We start from the raw sequence: 20,042 nt of genomic DNA, 5'->3' as shown, positions 1-20,042 counted from the left end.
GATGGCGCGGGACAACGAGCGCGGGACGGGGCCTGAGGGCCCCGGACGTTCGACGAGGAACCTGCCCGTCGCCGGTGGCCATACCCCGGGTGCGCGTGACGAGCAGCCGACGGCGCGGGACCAGCCGCGGAACATCTACGCCGGATGGCTGCCCGGACGCGAGGAGGGAATCGTGGACGCCGAGATCATCGATGAGACCGGACCCCGGAAATCACGGGGGGAGAACTGGGAGCACCTGCGGGAGCGCGCGCGGGATTTCTTCGGCGCGAAGACCCGCGCCCGGATGGACGACCGGAGCAGGCGGCGCAGTACCGACGAGGAGCGGGCAGCGGCCGGTGGCGCTGGCCTGGACGAGCGCGAGCAGCTGCTCAAGCTGCGGGCAGAGACCAGGCTGGCGGGCGAGAAGTACATGCAGTCGCTGCGGGATTCGAAGCTGCTCGTGCCCGGCTTCAACGACGAGGAGCGCGAGCAGGAGTTCGACGTCATGCACAGCGTCTACATGCAGATGATGCTGCAGAGCTGCTTCAGGCCGCTCTCGCGCGGGGTGAACGTCAACTCGGTGATCCAGGCCGTGGGCATGATGGCCGCCATGCGGATGCTCTCCCCCGACTTCAGGGAGGAGATGGGCACCTATCTGCAGCCGCTCAAGGACAAGGTCCAGGAGCGCATGGACGCCCGGACCAGGTCGGTGGGGTCGTTCGCGAAGCGCGAGGCCGGCCGGCGCAACCACCTGGTGGACCTGGGTACTGAGGCAAGGCTGGAGCGGGATCCCTCGCTGGCCGGTGACGAGGCGTTCATGGCTGGCCGGGAGGGCAAGAAGACCGACCGCAACTGGTTTCTGTCGAAGAAGTGGCAGCGCCGGCTGGAGGAGATGGAGCGCCGGGAGCGCGGCAACCGTGAGATGTTCACCCCGGAGTCGGCGGCGATGACCGAGGTCGCGCTCATGGAGAACGCCTTCTGGAAGATGCGTGACCCGCAGAACGAAAGCAACGAGATCTATGCCAGCTACCGGGCGATGCGTAAGCGGCTACGCAGCCAGATCGCCGAGGACGGTCTGGAGCGGCAGGAAGTTGTTACGCGCGCACGGATCATCATCGGCGAGCGGCTCGAGTCGGAGCCCGAGCTGCTTCTGATGTTCAACGGGATGGCGCAGGGGCGGATCGTCAAGGCTCCTGCGCACGCGGAGCAGGTGGTTGGCACCGACCGGGTGCGTGAGGTCTGGGCCGGGGAGTTCAACGACCAGCTCGGCCACCAGATTCCCGACGACGGCATGTTCACACTGCGCCAGCCCATGGGGGCCGACACGCACCAGGTCCAGTTGGCGGAGACGATGGCCAAGTCCATGATCGACGGGATCGAGCGAGGTGACCAGGCGGCCTACGCGGGCAGCGTCTTGGGCTATCTCGTCGGTTTCGCCGCAAGGAAGCAGGGCCTGGACACAAGCTGGCTGCCCGCGGTCCTCCAACAGCGGATGGACCAGTCGGAGACCATGCTCGCGAGCATGGACATCGACGGCCTGCTGCCGGACAAGCAACAGGAGGTCTATTCCAACGCCTTCACCGACGCGATGGAGGAGGTCGGCCGGGAGTACCCGGGTGTCGAGAAGTACCTCATGTGGAGCTTCGGCAAGGACTGGGCCAGAACGCTGCAGAACGCCGTTGACGATCCGGACCGGTTCGTCCAGGAGCAGCAGGTCAGGTCGACCGTGTACCGGACGGCTCCTGGACAGCCGCCCCAGCAGGATGCCGGTTTCGACTGGGGTTGGGCATCCAGCCAGGCAAAGCCCGGCAGTGACGAGTACCAGCCGTTGTAGGTCGGCGGACCGGACGACCGCAGCGCCGAGAAAGCGAAGAAGGAGGAGGGGCGATCATGAGCAACGACCAGCAGGCCGAGCAGCAGCCGCTATACGGGTCCCGTTTCGCGCAGATGTTCGGCTATGTCACTCCGGAGGACCGTGGGCGCTGGGAGCAGCAGCGCGCACAGAACAGGAAGCGTGTGAGCGCGCTCGAGCAGGGCACGAAGTCGGCGGGCAGCTCGATGATGGAATTCGGACAGCGCAATGTGGATTCGAAGCTCAATGCAGCGCATCGTGTGGCGCAGCAGCGGCAGTTCGAAGAGTCCCACGACAAGATCACAAGCAAGCGGCGGGGCCCGAAGAACGAATCGATCACCGAGACGGTCGACTACGAGCACAAAGACGACCGGCAGGAGATCGAGCCTGACTTCGAGCTGTAGTCGACTGGATCCAGATAGGCTATTCAATGCTTTCCCGATAGGCACTTGAGTCGGATAGGCTGGTTTTCAAGTAAGAAGTGCAGACCGAAGGACGATAGGACAAGGTGTGGGCATGGGAACGGAGAGTCCGCGCGTCAGCAAGCGCGAATTCATCTCTCGGGTCGCGGCACGCAGCGGTCAGCCGGCCGAGGTCGTGGAGCAGGTGTACGGCGTATTGATCGGCGAGTTGACGAGTGCAGTCGGTGCCGGGGAGACGGTGGTGCTCGCAGGCTTCGGCCGCTTCTACCGGCAGACTCACAAGGGGCACAAGGTGCGCTTCGGCAAGAAGGATGTGGGCGATTACCTGGTGCTGAAGTTCTCGGCCTCGCGGGTCGTCAACCGCGGCCTGGAGAACGGCGTAGGCCTGGATGAGGCCCGGTCCGACAACTACGGGACGCTCGTGGATTCTTTCGATGTTGGCCTGGAGCCGGAACTGGAGGTGCGATCATAGATGAGGAGCGAGCGGGCGAAAAGAAGGAACCCCGGTGATGCTGATGCATCACCGGGGTTCTCTGTGTCTGGTGCGTTGCCGGGCTGCTCAGTTGTCGGGGAGGTCGAAGACACACACCAGCAGGATGAGCGGGGCGAGGAGCACACAAGACCTCGCGCACACCAGCCCCCTGACCAGCAACTTCAAAATGCACAGTGCTCACTGCGGACGGACTCGTCGTCATTGGTTTGCTTGAGGGTGCAGCACTTGCAGATGGTGGGAGTCTTCTCGGCCGAGATCAGCTCTCCTCGTAGTCCTCTTCGCTGGTCTCGTCGCCGAAGCCAGCGTCGATGTGGCTGGCCAGGAAGCCATCGGCGAGCGGGTCGAAGCCGGTCTTGGCGGTGTAGTGCTCGTAGTACTCGACGGGGTCCTGATCGCCGGGGTGCGGGCGCACTTTGCCGATCGTGTCGGCGATCCATGTCAGTTCTTGGGCACCCGACCAATTCGGCCGGGTGCCGAGGCCCAGCGCGATGGCGTCGACGACGTCCGTGTCAGTCACCGCACCCGTGCTGCCGCCTGCACGCGACAGCGGCTTGCTGCAGTCCGGGATGAAGCCCATCACCCACAGCACGCTGGTGGGCAGGCGGTAGGCGTTCCTGATCGCCTCGGCGGTTTCGGTGGGCGGGTCGCCGAAAGAGAGGCCACCGGAGATGTAGAGCCGGTGCCCGGCCACGATGATGTCGTTGATCTCGTCGTTGTCCGGAGCGAGAGCCTCTTCGAGGTCGTCGATCACCTTGTGGCCGTACAGCGTGAGGATCTCGGCGGTCGGTTCGCCGTTCTGATCGAGGTGCGTGTCCGGGTCGAAGACGCTGCCGAGGACGTCTTTGATCTGGAGCTCCGGGTCGTCGAGGTTGAACTCCGCCGGGTCCGTGCCCTTGTCGACCAGGCGGCGGCCGTGGTCGAAATCCGGCGGCTTGGAGCGGTCGGCGGGGACTGTGATGGCGGCAGTGATCATGTATACGCTCATGACGTACTTCTCCTTGCGGTTCGAGAAGAGTGAGGTGCAGGACGGGAGTGCGAAAGCGTGGTGGGCGGAGGTGTTAGGGCGCGGGAGCAGGCACGTCCCGGTCTCTGTATCCGAGTGCCTGTACAGCTACAGCGAGCTGGTCGTTCCGCCCTGCGACTGCCCCATGTCGGGATCAGCGGTGACGTGCTCGTAGGAGCTGAATTCGATGCGGGTGCACTTGGTGACGAGGAACAGACCGTCGTCATAGTTGCCTGCGGTGAGGTGACCGACGTCGTCGTCCTGCCGGTTGGTGGTGTGAGACACGGGGTCGATGTGGTGCACTGCTTCGCCCACACTGGTCCTCTCAGTGAGCGGGATGTGCACGCCGTAGGTGAAATAGGCGGAATGACGGAATCCCACAGGGTGTTCCGTGATGGCGGGGCGCCGCACGATGGCGGCGCCCCAGGTGATCAGTGGCAGGCTCCGCACCTGCTCCTGCATGTGTAGCAGTACTGCGGCGACCGGTCCTCGGCGGGCGGCGAGGTGGGCTGCGGGCTATCGGCGATGAGGGCTACCGGGGAGAGAGGCGAGGATGCGGCGGTCACGTTGGCGCCACAGCGCGGTCGTGATGCTGGTCATCGGCCGGCATGCTCCTGGTAGGCGGCGGTGCGGGCCTGGTGGACGTCGTGGTGGCGGTCGCGAGTGCCGTTGTGGCTGGTGCACAGCTGCCCGCGGGCCGACTCGCAGCGGGGGCAGGGGACCGCGAGCGCCGGAAGGGCGAAGGCGGGCTGCTCGGCGGCCGGAACCTCAGGCTGCGGGTCGACCAGGGCCGCGCGGGCGTCGAGCATGCGGACGATGTGGCGCATGCCGGTGACAGTGGCGCTGCGGCGCCGGTCGCCGGCCTTGCGCATCTCCGTGTTGCGCTGGGTGGTGTACTCACGGGCGGCGGCGGCGAGTTGGCGGGTGTGGGCGGCGAGCAGCAGGCGGGCAGCGACGGTGGCGTTGGTGGGGGTGTGCTCGGCCGGGTCGAGCAGGGCGTCGCGGAGGGCGGCTACCACGCCGCCGCGGTTGAAGTCGATGTTGTCGCGCTGCTCGCGGTTGATCTCGCTGGCGGGGCGGTCGGTGGGGCCGGTGGGCTGCTCCGCGATGGCCTTGGTCGTGTCGTTCGCGATGCGGTCACGCTGGCGGATCAACTCGTCACGCTCGGCGCGCAGCTGCTCGATCGCGGAACGCATCTTGGTGAGCTGCTCGCCGTCTTCCTTGTGCCAACGAATCAGCTTGGCCAACTCGGCGCGCAACTCGTTGTCCTGGTGCTCGCCGTCGACGGGCTGCTCGGCGGTGGGGACGTTCGGCCGGCACTTCGGGCAGAAGTCGCCCGCGTCGTCGCACTGCCAGCCCAGCTCGGTGCGCACGTGGTCGCGGATGACGGCCAGTCGTTCGACCTTGGTCATGGTGTCCGACACGATGAAGTCGCCCTTGAAAGTCGCGCCGCACGTATCGCAGAAGACGCCGAGCCCGCACGGGAATTTCTGGCCGGTCGGGGCGTCATCCTCGTCGGGGAGGTTGGCGACGACGTAGTCGAGCAGGGCGTCGAGGCCAGTCGGGCGGCTGACGGCCGGGGCATGACAGGTGCATCCGAACTGGTCGTGGATGGGTCCGGTGTGACGCGGGTCCGTGCACGGCTCGGCAGGCTGGGTGTCGTTCATGGGATCCTCTCAGGGTGTGGTGCGCGGGTGCTCGCGCGCGGCCGGGGCCGCATCCGAATGGCGGCCGGTCGGGGCTAGCAGATGGGATGGGGACGAAGTGCCGTCGGTTGTGGGGTCAGCCAGTGCCCAACCTTCGTGCGGGTCTCCGGGTACAGCAGCGGCTCGGCCGGGCGCCCGTCCTTGGCGAAGTGACCGGTCGTGAGAACATGCGCTTCGTCAGGCGCGACCGCTTCGTCGCATCGGGACACGCTCAGCGGCCGGTCAGCTGCTCACCGGTGTCCTCCCAGGGCCAGCACGAGCATCCAGAAGGTGAGGGTGACGGCAGCGAAGATGACGAGCCAGATCACGGCACAACCTTCAACGAGACGTAGCAGCAGGTGTGTGGGCACCTGTCGCAGCGCTGACAGACCTCGTGCAGACGGTGTCCGCAGGCGAGACGCCGCGCGGGAGAATTGCCGTAGCCGTGAATGAGCGCGGTGGCCGGGTGGTCCCGCTCGATCGCCTCCTGTTCGGCGGACAGCGCGTTCGGCGGCGCGTCGTGCCTGTCCCCCACAGGGGTGGAAACTCGCATAGCCGCAGTTGCATCGACCTCGGCGGCCAGTTCTCGATGACGCCGATGAGCGACGAAGTCAGCGAGGACACCGGGCAGGGCCTCGGTCACGGCTGAGGCTCCTCGGTGACGGACGCGGTCTCGCTCTTGAGTCCCTTCGGTCCCTGCCCTGTGGCCGCTTCGCGCACATAGCCGGTACGGCGGGGCCTGCCGTCGCGAGTGGTCCCGCTGTCGTGCAGCTGGGACATCTCGATGGCGCGTCGGCGGATCTCTCGGCCGTCCCGGGTGATGGTGACGATGTCGACCTTCCCGAAGCGCCACCCGCCCGGATCGGTGTTGGGCCGGCCAACGACCTTGATGCGGATGGCACCGTCAACGGGGTGGTGACGCTTGCTGAGCGAACGGTAGACCTGCCCAGGGGCGACGGTCACAGGGTCCTCCAGATGATGAGTATGACGCGTGGGCGCCGGCTCCCGGCCGATTCCCGGGGCTGGCGATATCTTTTCGGGATCGGTGCTGCGCGGTCGGTCGAGCAGGTAGTTGCGGGGACGGCGCTCTGGTGGTTGATGACGTCCCCGTGCGGGTACCAACTGCCCTCGCGCACCGCACTCACCAGTCGAAACGGTTCAGGTCACGCAGCCGTGTGTTGGGCGGCGTCTACGGTCACATCGAGCGCCGCCCGGCCGCCGTCCGCGGAGTGTCTTGTCGCTCGGCTCGAAGTACGGGCTATTGCACCTCGTCGGAACCGATGGCATCCACCCGGCGGACCACTGGCAGGTACACCACGAGCTACTGGTCTACCGCAGCGCACGCCTCTTGATGGCGACGCGGCAGGGCTGGCAGGTGGTACACCGATGCGTGAATGGACGTAGTAGCCCCAGGGGTGCAGCGTCGGCCAGTCCAGTCCGGGAACACCGCAGGATCGTCGATCGCGTCTTCGTTCCACGCCCGTGAGGTACTGCGGTTCCGAGCCCGGCTGAATGCCTGAACACCGACGCCGTGCTCGCGCTGGTTCGACAGCCAAAGGCCGTCATTCACGGAACGAACCAACCTGGCCGACCGCACGCTCCACCGCGTCGTGCTCTTTCGTGAGGGCTGCGTTGAGACGTTCCAGGGTCCCGGTGTCGCCGTGGGACCGAACGAGCGCGGTGAGCTCTTCCACCGCCTCCGGAAGTTCCTTTCGTGCCTGAGGCACGGTCATGATCTGCTCGCGGGCCAAGAGAGCGTCACGCGCGGTGTGCGCGTCGGGGGTGCTGTAGTCCAGTACTCCGAGGTCGATCACCGGTTGCGACGGGCGGTTGGCCACCCTGTCGTCCTGTACGAGGACGTAGGTGTCGTTGACGCCGTGCTTCTCGACATGCTCGTGGTACAGCCGCACGCCGAGGTCGATGCAGTAGCAGGTGAAAAGAAAGTGAACGTCGTACGTGCGGAAGTCGCTCTCCCAGTACGCGTCCTCTCCGAAGATCTCACGCGCCTCAGCATCGTCTCGCAGCCATTCCCGGGCCTCGTGCTCGGACTCCGCCGCGTAGAGCGTTGCTTCGCCGAGGATCCGCTCGCGTTCTTCGGCGGGTGACTGCTTCTTGATCTCTGTGTCACCGAGCTCTACCCAGTCGAACTCCTCGGCGAGCTGGTCGGACTGCTCGCCCGAGAGGCCGTCGGTGCTCCACAGGCGGTCTTTCGCCGCCTTGGTGGCGTCGCGGCCTTGCAGCCCGGGACGGTATGTGGGAGCCCAGTGCGCCTCGAGATTCTCGATCAGCGTCGCTTGCCCGAGACCGCGCAGTTCGTACAGCCTGCACAAGAGGGCGTGCTGCTGCTCGTGGAAACGCTGTGCCTCATCGCCGAGTTCCTCGTCCTCGGACAGCCAGTCCTTGATGTGCTGGAGGAAGACTTTGGGCTCGTACTTCTTCACCTCGTGCGAGCGGCCGCCGCAGAGCTTCTCGGCCCAGTACCGGACGTCGATGCTCGGCGCACCGTCGGAGTAGTAGCCGTCGCGCCTCCCTGCGTGCGAGAAGAACTCGACCATGTCGTGCTCTCGCGCGAACATGTAGCCGTCGGCAATGTCTCCGCTGGTGGCCAGGTGCCCCGGCCAAGTGGAGATGTCCCACGACCATGCCCGGGTGCCGGGGGCCTGGATACGCAGATGGCGGTAGACGCCGTCCTCGTGCAGGACGACGAGCTGATGGTTCCGAGTCTCCGCAAGGAAGGAGGCGTACGCCTGTGCGTACGGGTTCTCAGGTTTGGTCGTGGTCATGACGCTTCTCTGCCGTAATGGGCCGGGCAGCCGGGTTCTACTCGTTGAAGTGTTCTTGCCAGGCCTCGTCGAATTCGTTGTGCCAGCGAAGGCTGTGGGTGATCTCTTCAGCGGTGACGTCGCCGAGCTCGACGAGCCGTTGCAGCCTGTCAATGGCATCCGTGATCGCGGTGTCGACGACCCGGGCGACTTCTGTCTCAATGCGCCGGCTGCGTGGCGGATTGGTCACCTCCACGGAGTGACCACTGGTTCCTCCGTCGGCCTGAGCTGCCACGTAGGTCTCGGTCATATGCGTGGTGGCGTCGGCTTGCGTGGTGAGCACCAGGCTGGGGCACTGCAGGCACCTTCCGTATGGCTCGTCCGGATCGGAGTCGAAACGACGGGTGGTCATGGCCCTCCTTTGCGGTTCCGGGGCTGCTGGTGCGTTCATGAGGAGCACTCGCAGGGGGCGTGGCTCAGAAGTCGATCGACTCCTTCTGCGGACGGCGCAGAGTGACCGCGAGGGCGTCGAACGAGCGCTCCTCCTCGGCCTTCTGCTCTTCGTCGCGGGTGCCGGTGATCTTGAAGGCGTCGCCGGGCAGTACGTAGCCGTCCTTGGACGGGCGGGCGTCGCGTATGCGGAAGCTCAGCTCGACGCCGAGCTCCCAGTCGGAGATGGACTGCAGGGCGTCGTGGTCGAACAGATCGATGTGCCCACTGGTGACGTCGGTGCTGCCGTCGGCCCAGGAAATGCTGGCCTGGACGGTGTCGTAGCCGCGGTCGTTGGTGCGCTTGATGTTGAGGTCGGCGATCACTTCGGCGAAGCGCTCCCCCAGGCTCAGCTCGAACGCGATCGCGCGCAGATGGTCAAAGCTCACGTCATACTTCCGGGAGAAGTCGACGACTTCGGCGACCTGCAAGTCGTCGATCCCGGGCACCTGGTCGCGCAGGTACCCGGCGACCATGTCGGCGTCGGGATATGCGAAGCGCATGTGGTAGTGCAGCCGGCCCGGGCGGTTGAGCATGTAGTCGCTGACCCGGTGCAGCTGGTTGACAGAGAGCACGTAGAGGCGCTTGGTGGTGCTCAGGCCGTCGAAGAGGCTGAGGAACTGGTTCTGCGGATTGTCGTCCTCCCTGATCGAGAAGGCCTTCTCGAACTCGTCGAAGACGATGACGGCCTCGCCGAGCTCGTCCAGGAATGAAGCGAGCCCCGGCGTGTCGTGCGACACGAGCACGGTGGGCAGGCCGAGCTCGTCTCGGGCCCGCTCGGCGAGCATGCGGATCACGAGGCTCTTGCCCATGCCCTTATCGCCGGACAGGATCACGCCCAGTGAGCGGTCCATGGCCTGGTAGCCGCGTACGATGCGCTTGACTCGCGCAGCGTGGTCGCCGTAGATGGTCTCCTCGCTGGGCGCAAGCGGCTCGGTCTGGTGGAGGCTGTAGCCGTTCATCTCCGAGAAACTGATGGCGTAGGTCGCCACCGGCAGACGGTTGAAGGTCTGCACCGAGTCGCCGTAGAGCCGGAACGCGCCGCCCGAGGCGACGATCGTGGATGCGGACATGGGGCTCCTCCTTGCTTGGGTGTGAGTGGTTGTGGCGGTGTCCGGGATCGCGACGGGGCGAGGGGTCAGCGGATCGTGTGCGGTGTATCGGCAGGCCGGTAGACTCCGGCGTCCTCGTCGAGTGCGGATTCGGTGAGGGTCACGGTGGCCGGCATGAGCAAAGTGGCCACCAGCGCGGCTAGACGCCGCTCGTCCGCGAGCACGAGCGGGGGAATGTGACCGGGCGAGGTGAAGAAGTGCTCGGCGCGCTCGATCAGGCTGGCGATGCGTTCCTCTTTGCTCGCGAAGAGCTCGGTAACCGCTTGGTCCGGCCCGTACTTGGTGATGACGGAGTAAAGCACCGCGGGAGCGGTGTTCTTCTTCCGGGTGGAGCTCATGTGCAGCTGGATGCCCCAGCCGCGGCAGAGCTCGGCGATGGCGTTGACGACCTCGTCCGGCCGGGTACTCCACTGCGCGACGTGTGAACTGTGGAGCTGCTGAATACGGATGGCCCTGCCGCTGGTGATGGTGCCAGTCAGGACATCGGAGTTCACAAGGATCGAAACGCACGTCCGCAGTCGCTGTTCGGCCGATTCGTAGTGGTCGTGGAAGACGATCCGCTCGTTGTGACAGATGATCAGGTCGTAGGTGCTCAGGGAGTTGGGGGCGAGCCCGTCGGAGTCGCCCTGAGGGCCGGGCGTGGTCAAAGGGTGCTCCTTTTGGCCGCGTGACGGTGGTTGGAGGACGACAGGGCGGGTGTCCTCGGTGGGTGAGGCACCACCCGCCCCCTGTGATGCGGGGTGCGGCAGCCGTTCAGCGGGTCGTGACGACCGCGGCGCGGCCGCCGGCTGTACCGGAACCGGCGGCGTCAGCATCGGCATCGGCATCGGCATCGGCATCGGCATCGGCCAGGAAATCCGGGTCGACGCCGAGGGCGCGCTGGGCGTTCTTCTTGTCGCGCTCGGTCAGAGCGTTGACGATCTGCTCGTAACTGCTCTGGATCGGCGGGTTCTTCACGGTGCCGTAGGAGAGCACGTACTGGCTCTGCATGGCCCGCGTGAAGGCGACGTAGAACATCCGCCTGGTGTCCTGTGTCATCTTGGTGTCCTCTTTGTAGAGGACGACGACGTTGCCGAACTCGAGGCCCTTCGCCCCGTGGATCGTCGAGACAACGAGCGCGGCCCTGGACTCGAGGTTCTTCCGCTTACGTTCCTGGTTCTTCTGCTTGTTCACGTTCAGCTTCTGCTGGTTGCGTGAGATCTCGAAGGCCAGGAGGTTGTCGCGGAGCCGGTCGAAGAACTCCCTGTGCGCAAGGGTTCCCTGGTTGCACAGGCTAACCCATCCGTTGATCGCAGCGCTGTTTTCGATCCACCAGTCGGAGATGGTACGCAGGACCGCCTTCTCGACGTTCTGGTTGCCGGCGTTCTTCGTCAGCTTGCTCATGTTGTTCTTGATCCCTTGGGAGACCACGAACGCGGCGTTGGCGGGCTGCGCTTGCTGGACATCGTTCCAGAAGAACTTGATGTACTTCGAGAAGATATCCGTGGCATAGACCCGCTCGCTGACGAGAGAGGCCACGTGCTGGCTGGGGTACACCTGCTCCAGCACATCCTGGATGATTGCCACTTCCCGGCGCGAGTAGGCCAGGAAGGCCACCTGCTCACCGCGGTCGATGCAGTCCTGGACGTAGTCCGGGATCACTGTGTTGCGCAGGATCGGCGCCAGGTCGTTGGACACGAACCCCTGCAGACGGTGCACTGCGTGGTGGGCCAGCCTGACCTTCTCCTGGAAAGAGTCGGCCGTCGGGACCACGAGCGAGTTCGCCTGCAGCTGGATGTTGGCGAACTGGTTGGTCTCCAGTCCGCCGAGCACGACGTTGGCGAAATCCAGAATCTCCTGGTTGCTCCGGTAGTTCGTCGTCAGCCGGAAAGTCGCGAAGACCCCCGAGCCCTCCAGCGTATTGAGCGCCCTCGGGTTCGCCGAGCGGAACTCGTACAGCGTCTGCGACGCGTCGCCGACGATGAACAGGCTCTGCGCGTGCTTGGTGACGTACTTCAGCACGTAGATGAACTCGAAGACCGAGTTGTCCTGCACCTCGTCGATGATGAGGAACTTGCTCTGCACATGGGCCGGCTCGGCCATGGCGTCGATCTTCTGGTAGCAGATGATGATCTGCAGTTCCAGCGAGGTCTGCTCGATGCGGTCGAGCAGGGCGATCACCTCGTCGAAGTGATTCTCGACGAACGTGTTCAGAGCGGTGAATCCGCCGGTCTTGTTCTGGTCGACCTCCAGCAGGCGGTGACGGAACGTCGCCGCGAACGTGCTGTTCGGGTAGAAGATGTCGATCGAGTTGATGATCGTGTCGATCGCCGAGATCTTGTGGGTCGGGTGGTTCAGCGAGTAGATGTCGATGATCATCTTGGCGATCGTCATCGAGCCGACTGCCGGGTTCTTCTCCGTGATGTTGTCGGCCGCCGCGTTGGTGAACGACAGCACCGTGATGTCCGAGGCGGGTACCCCGCCGGCTTCGAGATACGCGATCCGGGCCAGGATCACGGATGACTTGCCGGTGCCTGCACCGGCCTGGGTCATCGCCAGCGGCTCGTGGGTCGTGACGGCGTTCAACTGCTGCTGCGACAGGTACGACGGCAGGGCCGGCGAAGTGGCCGGCCGCGCGGGCGTGACCAGCTGTGGCTTCATCTGCTCTAGGTGGTCGAGCGTGTGGTTCATCAGCAGGCTGAGATTCTGCTTCGACAGCTTCGCCGCGATCTGCCCGGGAAAGGCCGCGTCCAACTGCTTGTGGATCTGACGGTATGCCTCCAGCGGGACGTTGTAGTTCTCCAGGTAGCGCAGCTGGACCGCAAGCATGTTCAGCTGCTCCTCGGTCGGGCTGGCGGGCATGTCGCGGATGTACTGGCAGACCTCGTCGGCGATGGCCTCGGAGTCCCAGATCTGGGACAGGCGCGTGATGCGCTCATAGATCGGGTACGCGTCCATCCACTCGTCGAACTCGTCACCGAGATTGGAGGCCTGCAGCCCAGCACTGACGAGGGAAGCTTCGATGAAGTCGCGGGCGTTCTCCATCGGGCTGGTGCTCCAGTCCAGAAGCACGGTGGCGTCGCGGCCTCCGTAGGCGACCGGAAGCGAGACTGAGGTCGCCCGCTCGGGCTCGGGAAGGCCCGTCTTGAGGAAGACCAGCTCCATCCGGTACTGGATGACCAAGGATCGGGTGGGCTTGTCCCCGGATTTGTCCTCATACAGGGTCAGGCCCTGGGGGGTCATGTCGAAGAAGACGTCCAAGTCCTGCACCCGACTGGCCGAGGAGGTGTCCAGGGCGAAGCGGTCGTCGACGTGCGGCACCGGCAGGCTGAAGGACCCGTCCGAGAGCAGCGCGCGGCGCGTGATCGGGGCCAGCGGCACCTGCGAGGTGGTGATGTCGTGATGCGTCGAGCTCTGCTTGACCTCGATGTCGCGGGCGACGGCGTACGCAGTGTTGGTCACCGTGTTGACCGGCCGCAGGCTCTTGTTGAGCAGGCCGGTCATCTTGCCGGAGCCGGTCAGTTTCGAGGAGAAGAACGTCGGGTCGACGACCTTTGCGGCCACAGCGGCGGCGGAGAGGTCGATGTCGTCGAGCAGCGTGGGTTCGATGGGCATGGTGTCGTCTTTCGTCAGGCGGCTCGATAGGTGAGTCGAGAGAGACAGAATCGGGACAGATAGGGCTATTTTGCCAAAAATCGAATGAGTTACCGAATTTTCGACGATAGGTATTCGGGGTGCGCAGGAGCAGGCTTGAGCACGGGAGGGCTCTCGTCGGGCGACGAGCCCTCCCGTGCTTCTCTCAACTCACCCGTCAGGGGCCGTGCGGCCCGTGAGTCCGGGGTCCGTGGCATAGGCCGCACAACCCCGGACACCGCGATACCCAGGCGCGCGGTCACCCATCGAGCGGCAGATTGCCCCTTGGGCGAGTGCCGCGCTGGATCGCCGACATCGGTGTCCCAGGGATCTACCGTGACGAGAGAACCGCTGAGGCCGTTCTTCAACAGGCCGAACATCATGCCCGGTTGGCTGCACTCGGCGGAGCTCCTGGCCTTCTCGGCGAGCATCAGCCGGGCGTTGTCGGCGATCCCCGCGTCCCGGCCCTGTAGCTGTGCGGCAGTCGTGATCGGGGCGTCCTTCACTCTGCCAGGCGTGACGGTGCGGGCAGCGGGCACCCCCGCCAGGACAGACCGGAGCGGGGGTGTTGGATGGAGCACGAATTCTGGATCAGTCGGCCGTCGGTGACACCGGCTCTTCGACCGGTGCGGCCGAGGGCACGGATGCGCCCGTGGTCCGGGCCTGGGCGGCCAGCAGCCGGTCCTCGATCCAGGTGCGCACGGCCTTGCCCGCAGGGCGGGCGCCCTGGGAGTCCACGTAGGTGGCCTCCGCGATGGCGCGCAGTTCGTCGTCGGGCATCGTGTCCGGCAGAGCCGGGGCCAACCGGGGCTTGGCGATCAGAATCCGCTCGCGCTGCCGGGCGTAGTCGGCTGCCATGATCCGCCGGTAGGTTTCCTCGTCGATGGGGTTGTATCCGACGACCAACGAGAGCCGCCCCAGCAGCTCAGCATCGAAGAATCCCGTCAGGGCCTTGGTGAGACTCTTGTGCGAGACGGCCTTCGGAGTCGATCCGAACCCGATGTGAATGCCGTTGAGCGACTCACGGGCGGCGTTTGTCGTGCAGATGACCAGTGCCTTGGAGAAGTCGAGTACCTTGCCGTGCGCGTTGCGGATGTAGCCCTCGTCGAACGCCGACAGGAACAGCCGCTGCACGGCTTTGTCGGCCTTTTCGAACTCGTCGAGCAGGATCACCCGGTGCGGGTTGGACTCAAGGGTGTCGAACGGCAGCTCTTGGTTGGAGTCGGACCCGACGTAGCCCGGAGGCGAGCCGATGATCTTCGAAGTCGACCACGCGGAGTGGTACTCGGTCATGTTGAGGATGATCGGTCCCTGACCGGTCATCTGTTCGGCGATGATCTTCGCGGTCTCGGTCTTGCCCACGCCCGAGGCCCCGGCGAACATCCACGTCGTCGGGGCCTTGGTCGGGAATAGGTCGAGCTCCTCGCGGGCCAGACGGTCGATGAGCTGGTCGAGCACGTGGTCCTGACCCTGCAGGTGGTCCATGAGCGTGGCGCGCAGTGTCGCAACATCGAAATCCGGCCGCTGGGCGTTGCCGGTCATCAGTCGCTTGGCCACAGCCAGCACACGATTCGTGGTCAGCGGCACCTGCCCCATGGAGCGCAACGTCTGCGCGAGGACGGTGTCGCCGGCGTTCTCGGCCTGGACGATGAGCTTCTTCTGCTCCAGGATCCGGTCGGCCATCGCCCGGTCGAGCAGAGTGATGACGTTGTCCGGACGGTGCTGACCGGCACGGGAGTTGGCCTCGGCGATCTTCACCGTCTCGACAAGGACGTCGTCGGAGGCTCCGATCTGGTGCCGGTAGTGGTCGAGCAGGCCGGGGCGGACGGCCATGAGGATCTGCTCGGACTGCTTGACCGTGAGTTCGTCGACAACGAGCTGGGTGAAGCGCCGGGCGAAGGCCGGGTCTTCATCGAAGGCACGGGACTCGGTCGACGTTGTCGCCCCGATGAGGGACATGTCACCGCGAGCGAGCGCGGGCTTGAGGATTTGCGATATCTTGCGCAGCACCGAGTCGCTGCGGCTGCTGGAGCCACCGGTGATCTGGTGGATCTCGTCGATGAACAGGATCGCCTTGTTGGTGGGATCCGAGGCGAACTCGACGACCGCCTTGACCTTCTCCTCGAGAGATCCGAGGACGCCGGATCCTGCGACGATGTTCGTGATCGGCAGCTCGTAGACCGTGTAATCCTGAAGCAAGTCGGGAATGAGGGTGTCGCCGAGGGCGATACGCCGGGCAATGTCCTCGACGATCTTCGTCTTGCCGACGCCGGCGGAGCCCTTCAGGAGCACGTTCGGCTTGTTCTTGCTGATGAGTGTGGCGAGGACCTGCTCGATGAGCACGTCGCGGAACATCGTCGGGCCGGCGTTCTTGAACTTCTCGTTGTAGTCGATGAGGAGTTCCGTGACGACGTCCTCGTCATCACCTCCGTATGCAAGGGGTGCCGGAGGGAAGTTGGGGGGACCGGACGGCGGGCCGGAGCCGTTGGTCTTGTCGTCGTCGGATCCCGACGTGAAATTGGACAGGCCCATGAGGTCCTCCTGTGCTGATGGGATGGTGGGTGCACGCTTACCGGGTGGCTGCCGGGGCGATTCGGGTGTCACGGTGCTTCGTCAGCGAAACCGGAGAGTGCTCCTCCATTCACGGCGGGGACAGGGGTGTCTCTGGGCGACTGGTGCCGACTGCAGTCGCACGGCGGGACGGTGCATGCGGCGTAATATCCGTGCCAGTTGAGGGCGTACGCGCAGGTATCGCATGGGGGGACGAGCCAGACGGCCTTGAACCCCTACTGACGGGGAGACGAGGCCATCTCGGCGGTCAGCCCGGCCGCGCACGACGCGGCGACGATGTTCTGGGAGATGAGCGCGTACATGCGGTCGGCGGCAGCAGATCCGACTCGACGTGACCGGCGGCGTAGGCCCACTGCCGAAGCATCCTGCGCGTGACTGCCGAGGGCGGCGGGACGGAACGCTGCGCCTTGGCTATCGCAGTGCCATGGATCTGCCGGGCCACCATGAGGGCAGCGGTGGTACGACCTCGCATCTCGGAGGAGCATCGGGACGATCGCTTCAGAGGCGTCCGCAAGGAAGACGTGGGCGCCTTCGGACGTGGTCCATCGGCCGCCGGCGGCTTCGCGGATCTCGTCGACCTTCTGGTAGGGGGCGGGTGTACGGGGACCGGTCAATACCAGGCGGTGGCCGTCGGCCCTGGCGTGATCGGACGGTGAGCACATCAACGGAGATTCGCATCACAGGCTCCGTCGGACTGGCCGCTCGGTACGCTGCCACGCTCGGTGGACGCGCCGTGGGGCTCCGATCGGGACACGGGTGGATAGGGAGAACGTCGAGGCCGTCGGGCCGGCAGGGACAGTGCCGACGAGAAGAAGCGGACGGCACTGCCCCTGCCGGCTTCCGCGGTGTGGCGGGTCGAGTCAGACGACCATGCCCAGCAGCTTCTGCCGGATGCTCGGATCGATGTGCTGCATCGCGTTCGCGTATTCCTCGGCGGACTGGATCACATGCTGCCAGTCCATGGCCGAGCACGGCGCGTAGTAGAGGTTGGGCGGGTGTTCCTCGCGGGTCGAGGGCACAGGCCACTCGAAGTCCGTGATCATCAGCGACATCTGACGCCTGCGTGCCGGTGAGGCGTTGATGTAGTCCCAGACCAGCTTGAACTCGGTGCCGCCAGCGACCTTGGGCACCCGCCGGAACTCCTTCCAGATCTGCCTCATCGACTTGTTCTCCACCTTGAGCAGCGTCTCCTGCGATAGAAGGTGGCTGAAGCTGTTGAAGTACAGGTTGACGTTGAGCTTCTTGGCGATCCGGATGAGCATCAGCACCGCCTCCTGGTAGTTCTCCTCGGAGATCGACCCGGAAGTGTCGATGTAGACGTGCAGGTCGGGCATGTACTGCACCGAGTTGATCCGGCCGGGCTTGTTGAAGTCGTCCGGATTGCGGCGATTGGCCTTGAGGAAGGTCGTCCTCGTGGTGCGGAAGATGTTCTGCGAGCGGTTGACCCTACCCATGCGGTGCAGCACCCGGGTGATGTCCTTGAACAGGTCGAGCTTGCTCGGAGGCTGCTTGCGGAACTTCACCTGGGCGGACCGGGCCCCGGGCTGGCCGGACAGCTTGCTCCCCACCATGGCTGCAGCCTTGGCCGCCGCGCGCGGAAGGCTCGTGAGCCTTGACAGCGAGGCGTTGGAGATCACCTTGACCGGCGAGGCCAGAGACTGGTTGATGAGGTTCCACTCCCCCGTCACCTTCGGCGCGGCGGCCCGTGCGTGGGCCTCGGCGTTCACCAGGACCACAGACCGGGGACAGAACAGCTCGCCGACAGTGAATGGCAGGATGCCGGCGTCGACGGCTGTACCGTTCGCGGCGGCCTGCCCGGCCTGCTGCCCGGCATAGGACATGAGCATGTGGATGAGCAGACGGGCGAATGAGAACTCGTCGTTGCCGTCTGCGTCGTCCTTCCGCAGCAGCAGGGACTCCGTGAGTCCCTTCAGAGAGAGATTCGTGAAGTCGTTCAGAAGCCGGACGGATTCCGGGGCCAGGGCGGGTGCCATGGTCTGGGTCTGCTGGCTCAGCCAGGTCTTGAAGCCGTCGAACGCCGCCGATGACTGGAACCAGAACCCCAGCGTGTTGGGGTGGTATGCGTAGGCGAGTGCGACGAAGAACTGACTGGGTTCTCCGACGCCTGCCAGCAGCTCCTTGGCGGCGGGGATGACGGCATTGCTCGCGTGGTACAGAACGTTCGGGGAAGGGGCGGGCAGATTGTGCTTACTGCCGGCCTGGGCAGCGAAGAGCTCGCCCACGGGAAGCGTGGTGTTCGGGTTGAAGTGCACCAGGGCCTGCCCCAGCAGCTCTTTAACAGTCTTCTCAGCGCCGGTGTCCATCGTGCTGCCGAGGCAGCGCCTGATCAGATCCGGGATGTCGCCGGTCAGGTCGTGGCCGGATCCGTCGGTGAGCGTCGCCGGGGCGTTCGGGTTCAGCGGTTCCAGCAGGGGATCGATGAGCGTCTGCTGGAGCGCGGGCATGGGGTCGTAGTCACCGGTGCACGGGATCGTGTGCAGCGCGTCGAGCACTGCCGGCTTCTGGTTCGTGACGGTGATCGTCATGAGCCACCTCCTCTATCTGGGTATGGAGCCGGGCCCGTCCCTCCGAGGGATCAGTCGGCGTACAGCCCCCGCCATCGCCCGGTTCGCCAGGAGCCGGGCAGTGGTGGAGGACCGTGGAAACGGGTGGTACGGAGGAAGACGGTTGTCTCGGGGGGGGGGCGGGCGCAGCCCGTCCGTGCCGGATGCACGGCACGGACGGGCCCGGCCTCAGAGGAAGGCCGACAGGACGGGCTTGGCCGCGTTGACGACCGGCGTGTCGAGCTGAAGGAATGCCTCCAGGTTCTGCCGGTCGGCCTGCTGCATGCGCAGCATGTCGATGAGGGTGCGGGTGTGCTCCGGTTCGATCTGCGTGGCTACCTGTGCGAGCTGCTCGATGAGGCGCGCATTGTCACTCTTCTCCTTCAGTGCATACACGAGCGCGCCGGACACCTCGTTGCTGGTCAGCTGCGAGATCTCCGTGGCGAGATCGGTGATGTTCTTCGCCTTCTTGAGAGTCGCGTAGCAGTTCGGCTTCGGGACGTTCACCCGGTTCTGCTGCTGGCCGCCGGAGCTCGACGCGAGGTCCTCCGCGATGACACCCACCAGCTGCGCGGTGAACATCGTGTCCCCGGTGAAGGCCTCAATGACCTCGTTGAGCTGTGAGGTCTCACGCCCGGCAATCTGGACCGGCGTCGCGAGGTACTGTCCCAGCTCCTGCCTGTCGGCGGTATTGAGCCACCGAGACAGGTTGTCGATGGTGCGTGGTGTGGTGAGCTGGCTCATCTCTTCACCGCCGTCGAACAGATCGGCCATGGTGACGTTGCCGTCGTCGTCATCGTCCTTGCCGTCGGCGACGATGGCGTTGGGCGTCGACTTCTGGAAGACAAGCGCCGGGTACTGGGTGAGGACCTTCTTCACCCATGGGTTCATGTCGTCGCCGAGGACGGAAACCAGAGTGGTGGCGTCGGGCTCGACGTGGAAGATCGTGAAACGCGACAGGCTCGCTTCGTCGAGTGTGGTGACGGTGCCCTTGTCGTTGCCAGCGACGACGATGCGGACGTTGTCCGGCAGTTCGATGTGGCCCATGCGGCGCAGGGTCACCAGGGTGAGCGCGCCGGATGTCACGTCCGAGGTGGTCCTGTTGATCTCGTCGAGGAACAGGATCGGCCATTCACGGGGGTTGTCCTCGGCGTAGTCGATGCATTCCTGGATCACCTGGTGCGGGTAGAAGACTTGCTTGTAGCTCTGGGAGCCGTCGATCTTGGTGTATGGCGCGAGGCGCGCGCCGGTGAGGTCGGCCTTGTCCGCGAGCTGGTTGCACGGCAGCACGAATGCCTTGGTGCCCATCGAGTAGGCCAACGCCTCGACGAAGGAGGACTTGCCGATGCCGGGCTCACCCATGAGAGCAGGGGTCGCGCCGACCTCCAGGGACTGCTGCATGAGTGTGGTCAGGGTGTCATTGAACTTCATGAGGATGATGTCCTTCTTGTGGGTGAGCTGAGCAGGCGGAACAAAGGAGAGAAGAAGGGGAGAGCGG

General features: G+C 65.2%; 16 protein-coding genes. 3 read left to right on the top strand and 13 right to left on the bottom strand.

What is annotated here, in order from left to right:
* Position 1 precedes the first annotated feature (1 nt).
* The 3 genes from ACFC79_RS24835 to ACFC79_RS24825 all read left to right on the top strand — a co-directional run bounded on the left by ACFC79_RS24835 (position 2) and on the right by ACFC79_RS24825 (position 2,725).
* Positions 2-1,813, top strand: coding sequence for a hypothetical protein (locus ACFC79_RS24835; RefSeq protein ID WP_376243765.1), 1,812 nt, complete (start codon positions 2-4; stop codon positions 1,811-1,813).
* Positions 1,814-1,869: 56 nt separating this feature from the next.
* Complete coding sequence (locus ACFC79_RS24830; protein ID WP_376243762.1) at positions 1,870-2,235, top strand: hypothetical protein; 366 nt, start codon at positions 1,870-1,872, stop codon at positions 2,233-2,235.
* A 112-nt stretch (positions 2,236-2,347) separates the two neighbouring features.
* A complete protein-coding gene (locus tag ACFC79_RS24825) occupies positions 2,348-2,725 on the top strand; it encodes an HU family DNA-binding protein (protein WP_376243760.1) in 378 nt (125 codons plus the stop codon).
* A 277-nt stretch (positions 2,726-3,002) separates the two neighbouring features.
* On the opposite strand, the gene ACFC79_RS24820 is transcribed toward ACFC79_RS24825, so the two are convergent.
* The 13 genes from ACFC79_RS24820 to ACFC79_RS24760 all read right to left on the bottom strand — a co-directional run bounded on the left by ACFC79_RS24820 (position 3,003) and on the right by ACFC79_RS24760 (position 19,975).
* Entirely contained in the window at positions 3,003-3,731 is a 729-nt protein-coding gene (locus tag ACFC79_RS24820; protein ID WP_376243757.1) for a hypothetical protein, read from the bottom strand.
* A 126-nt stretch (positions 3,732-3,857) separates the two neighbouring features.
* Positions 3,858-4,211 (bottom strand): hypothetical protein, encoded by a 354-nt coding sequence (locus ACFC79_RS24815; protein ID WP_376243754.1) that lies wholly within the window; start codon positions 4,209-4,211, stop codon positions 3,858-3,860.
* A gap of 134 nt (positions 4,212-4,345) precedes the next feature.
* Positions 4,346-5,416 carry a hypothetical protein gene (locus tag ACFC79_RS24810; protein ID WP_376243751.1) on the bottom strand — a complete coding sequence of 357 codons (1,071 nt, stop codon included), beginning with the start codon at positions 5,414-5,416 and terminating at the stop codon, positions 4,346-4,348.
* 343 nt (positions 5,417-5,759) lie between these two features.
* Complete coding sequence (locus tag ACFC79_RS24805; protein WP_376243749.1) at positions 5,760-6,077, bottom strand: hypothetical protein; 318 nt, start codon at positions 6,075-6,077, stop codon at positions 5,760-5,762.
* The gene (locus ACFC79_RS24800) at positions 6,074-6,397 is read right to left on the bottom strand and encodes a hypothetical protein (protein ID WP_376243747.1); all 324 of its coding nucleotides are present in this window, start codon (positions 6,395-6,397) and stop codon (positions 6,074-6,076) included. Before ACFC79_RS24800 ends, ACFC79_RS24805 begins: the two co-directional genes overlap by 4 nt.
* Positions 6,398-6,996: 599 nt before the next feature.
* Entirely contained in the window at positions 6,997-8,217 is a 1,221-nt protein-coding gene (locus ACFC79_RS24795) for a hypothetical protein (protein WP_376243744.1), read from the bottom strand.
* 37 nt (positions 8,218-8,254) lie between these two features.
* On the bottom strand, positions 8,255-8,608 hold the full coding sequence (locus ACFC79_RS24790; RefSeq protein WP_376243742.1) for a hypothetical protein: 354 nt from the start codon (positions 8,606-8,608) through the stop codon (positions 8,255-8,257).
* Between the two features lie 64 nt (positions 8,609-8,672).
* Positions 8,673-9,758 carry an AAA family ATPase gene (locus tag ACFC79_RS24785; RefSeq protein ID WP_376243739.1) on the bottom strand — a complete coding sequence of 362 codons (1,086 nt, stop codon included), beginning with the start codon at positions 9,756-9,758 and terminating at the stop codon, positions 8,673-8,675.
* A 65-nt stretch (positions 9,759-9,823) separates the two neighbouring features.
* Positions 9,824-10,444 carry a hypothetical protein gene (locus ACFC79_RS24780; RefSeq protein WP_376243736.1) on the bottom strand — a complete coding sequence of 207 codons (621 nt, stop codon included), beginning with the start codon at positions 10,442-10,444 and terminating at the stop codon, positions 9,824-9,826.
* A 106-nt stretch (positions 10,445-10,550) separates the two neighbouring features.
* Positions 10,551-13,391, bottom strand: a complete 2,841-nt coding sequence (locus tag ACFC79_RS24775) for a UvrD-helicase domain-containing protein (RefSeq protein WP_376243733.1) — start codon at positions 13,389-13,391, stop codon at positions 10,551-10,553.
* Positions 13,392-14,000: 609 nt separating this feature from the next.
* On the bottom strand, positions 14,001-15,941 hold the full coding sequence (locus tag ACFC79_RS24770; protein WP_376243731.1) for an AAA family ATPase: 1,941 nt from the start codon (positions 15,939-15,941) through the stop codon (positions 14,001-14,003).
* Between the two features lie 899 nt (positions 15,942-16,840).
* On the bottom strand, positions 16,841-18,526 hold the full coding sequence (locus ACFC79_RS24765) for a hypothetical protein (RefSeq protein WP_376243728.1): 1,686 nt from the start codon (positions 18,524-18,526) through the stop codon (positions 16,841-16,843).
* Between the two features lie 207 nt (positions 18,527-18,733).
* Complete coding sequence (locus ACFC79_RS24760; protein ID WP_376243725.1) at positions 18,734-19,975, bottom strand: AAA family ATPase; 1,242 nt, start codon at positions 19,973-19,975, stop codon at positions 18,734-18,736.
* Positions 19,976-20,042 lie beyond the last annotated feature (67 nt).

The sequence above is a fragment of the Streptomyces sp. NPDC056061 genome (assembly GCF_042266885.1).
In the GTDB taxonomy this organism is placed as follows: Bacteria; Actinomycetota; Actinomycetes; order Streptomycetales; family Streptomycetaceae; genus Streptomyces.
The sequence above is the reverse complement of the archived record's forward strand: the minus strand, read 5'-3'. Positions and strand labels throughout refer to the sequence as shown.

What these genes read in the sequence shown, in the direction of transcription:
- ACFC79_RS24815 (WP_376243754.1), bottom strand. Translation starts at nt 4,211, where the DNA reads ATGCAGGAGCAGGTGCGGAGCCTGCCACTGATCACCTGGGGCGCCGCC.
- ACFC79_RS24830 (WP_376243762.1), top strand. Translation starts at nt 1,870, where the DNA reads ATGAGCAACGACCAGCAGGCCGAGCAGCAGCCGCTATACGGGTCCCGT.
- ACFC79_RS24765 (WP_376243728.1), bottom strand. Translation starts at nt 18,526, where the DNA reads ATGACGATCACCGTCACGAACCAGAAGCCGGCAGTGCTCGACGCGCTG.
- ACFC79_RS24835 (WP_376243765.1), top strand. Translation starts at nt 2, where the DNA reads ATGGCGCGGGACAACGAGCGCGGGACGGGGCCTGAGGGCCCCGGACGT.
- ACFC79_RS24790 (WP_376243742.1), bottom strand. Translation starts at nt 8,608, where the DNA reads ATGACCACCCGTCGTTTCGACTCCGATCCGGACGAGCCATACGGAAGG.
- ACFC79_RS24825 (WP_376243760.1), top strand. Translation starts at nt 2,348, where the DNA reads ATGGGAACGGAGAGTCCGCGCGTCAGCAAGCGCGAATTCATCTCTCGG.
- ACFC79_RS24770 (WP_376243731.1), bottom strand. Translation starts at nt 15,941, where the DNA reads ATGGGCCTGTCCAATTTCACGTCGGGATCCGACGACGACAAGACCAAC.
- ACFC79_RS24785 (WP_376243739.1), bottom strand. Translation starts at nt 9,758, where the DNA reads ATGTCCGCATCCACGATCGTCGCCTCGGGCGGCGCGTTCCGGCTCTAC.
- ACFC79_RS24820 (WP_376243757.1), bottom strand. Translation starts at nt 3,731, where the DNA reads ATGAGCGTATACATGATCACTGCCGCCATCACAGTCCCCGCCGACCGC.
- ACFC79_RS24775 (WP_376243733.1), bottom strand. Translation starts at nt 13,391, where the DNA reads ATGCCCATCGAACCCACGCTGCTCGACGACATCGACCTCTCCGCCGCC.
- ACFC79_RS24810 (WP_376243751.1), bottom strand. Translation starts at nt 5,416, where the DNA reads ATGAACGACACCCAGCCTGCCGAGCCGTGCACGGACCCGCGTCACACC.
- ACFC79_RS24795 (WP_376243744.1), bottom strand. Translation starts at nt 8,217, where the DNA reads ATGACCACGACCAAACCTGAGAACCCGTACGCACAGGCGTACGCCTCC.
- ACFC79_RS24760 (WP_376243725.1), bottom strand. Translation starts at nt 19,975, where the DNA reads ATGAAGTTCAATGACACCCTGACCACACTCATGCAGCAGTCCCTGGAG.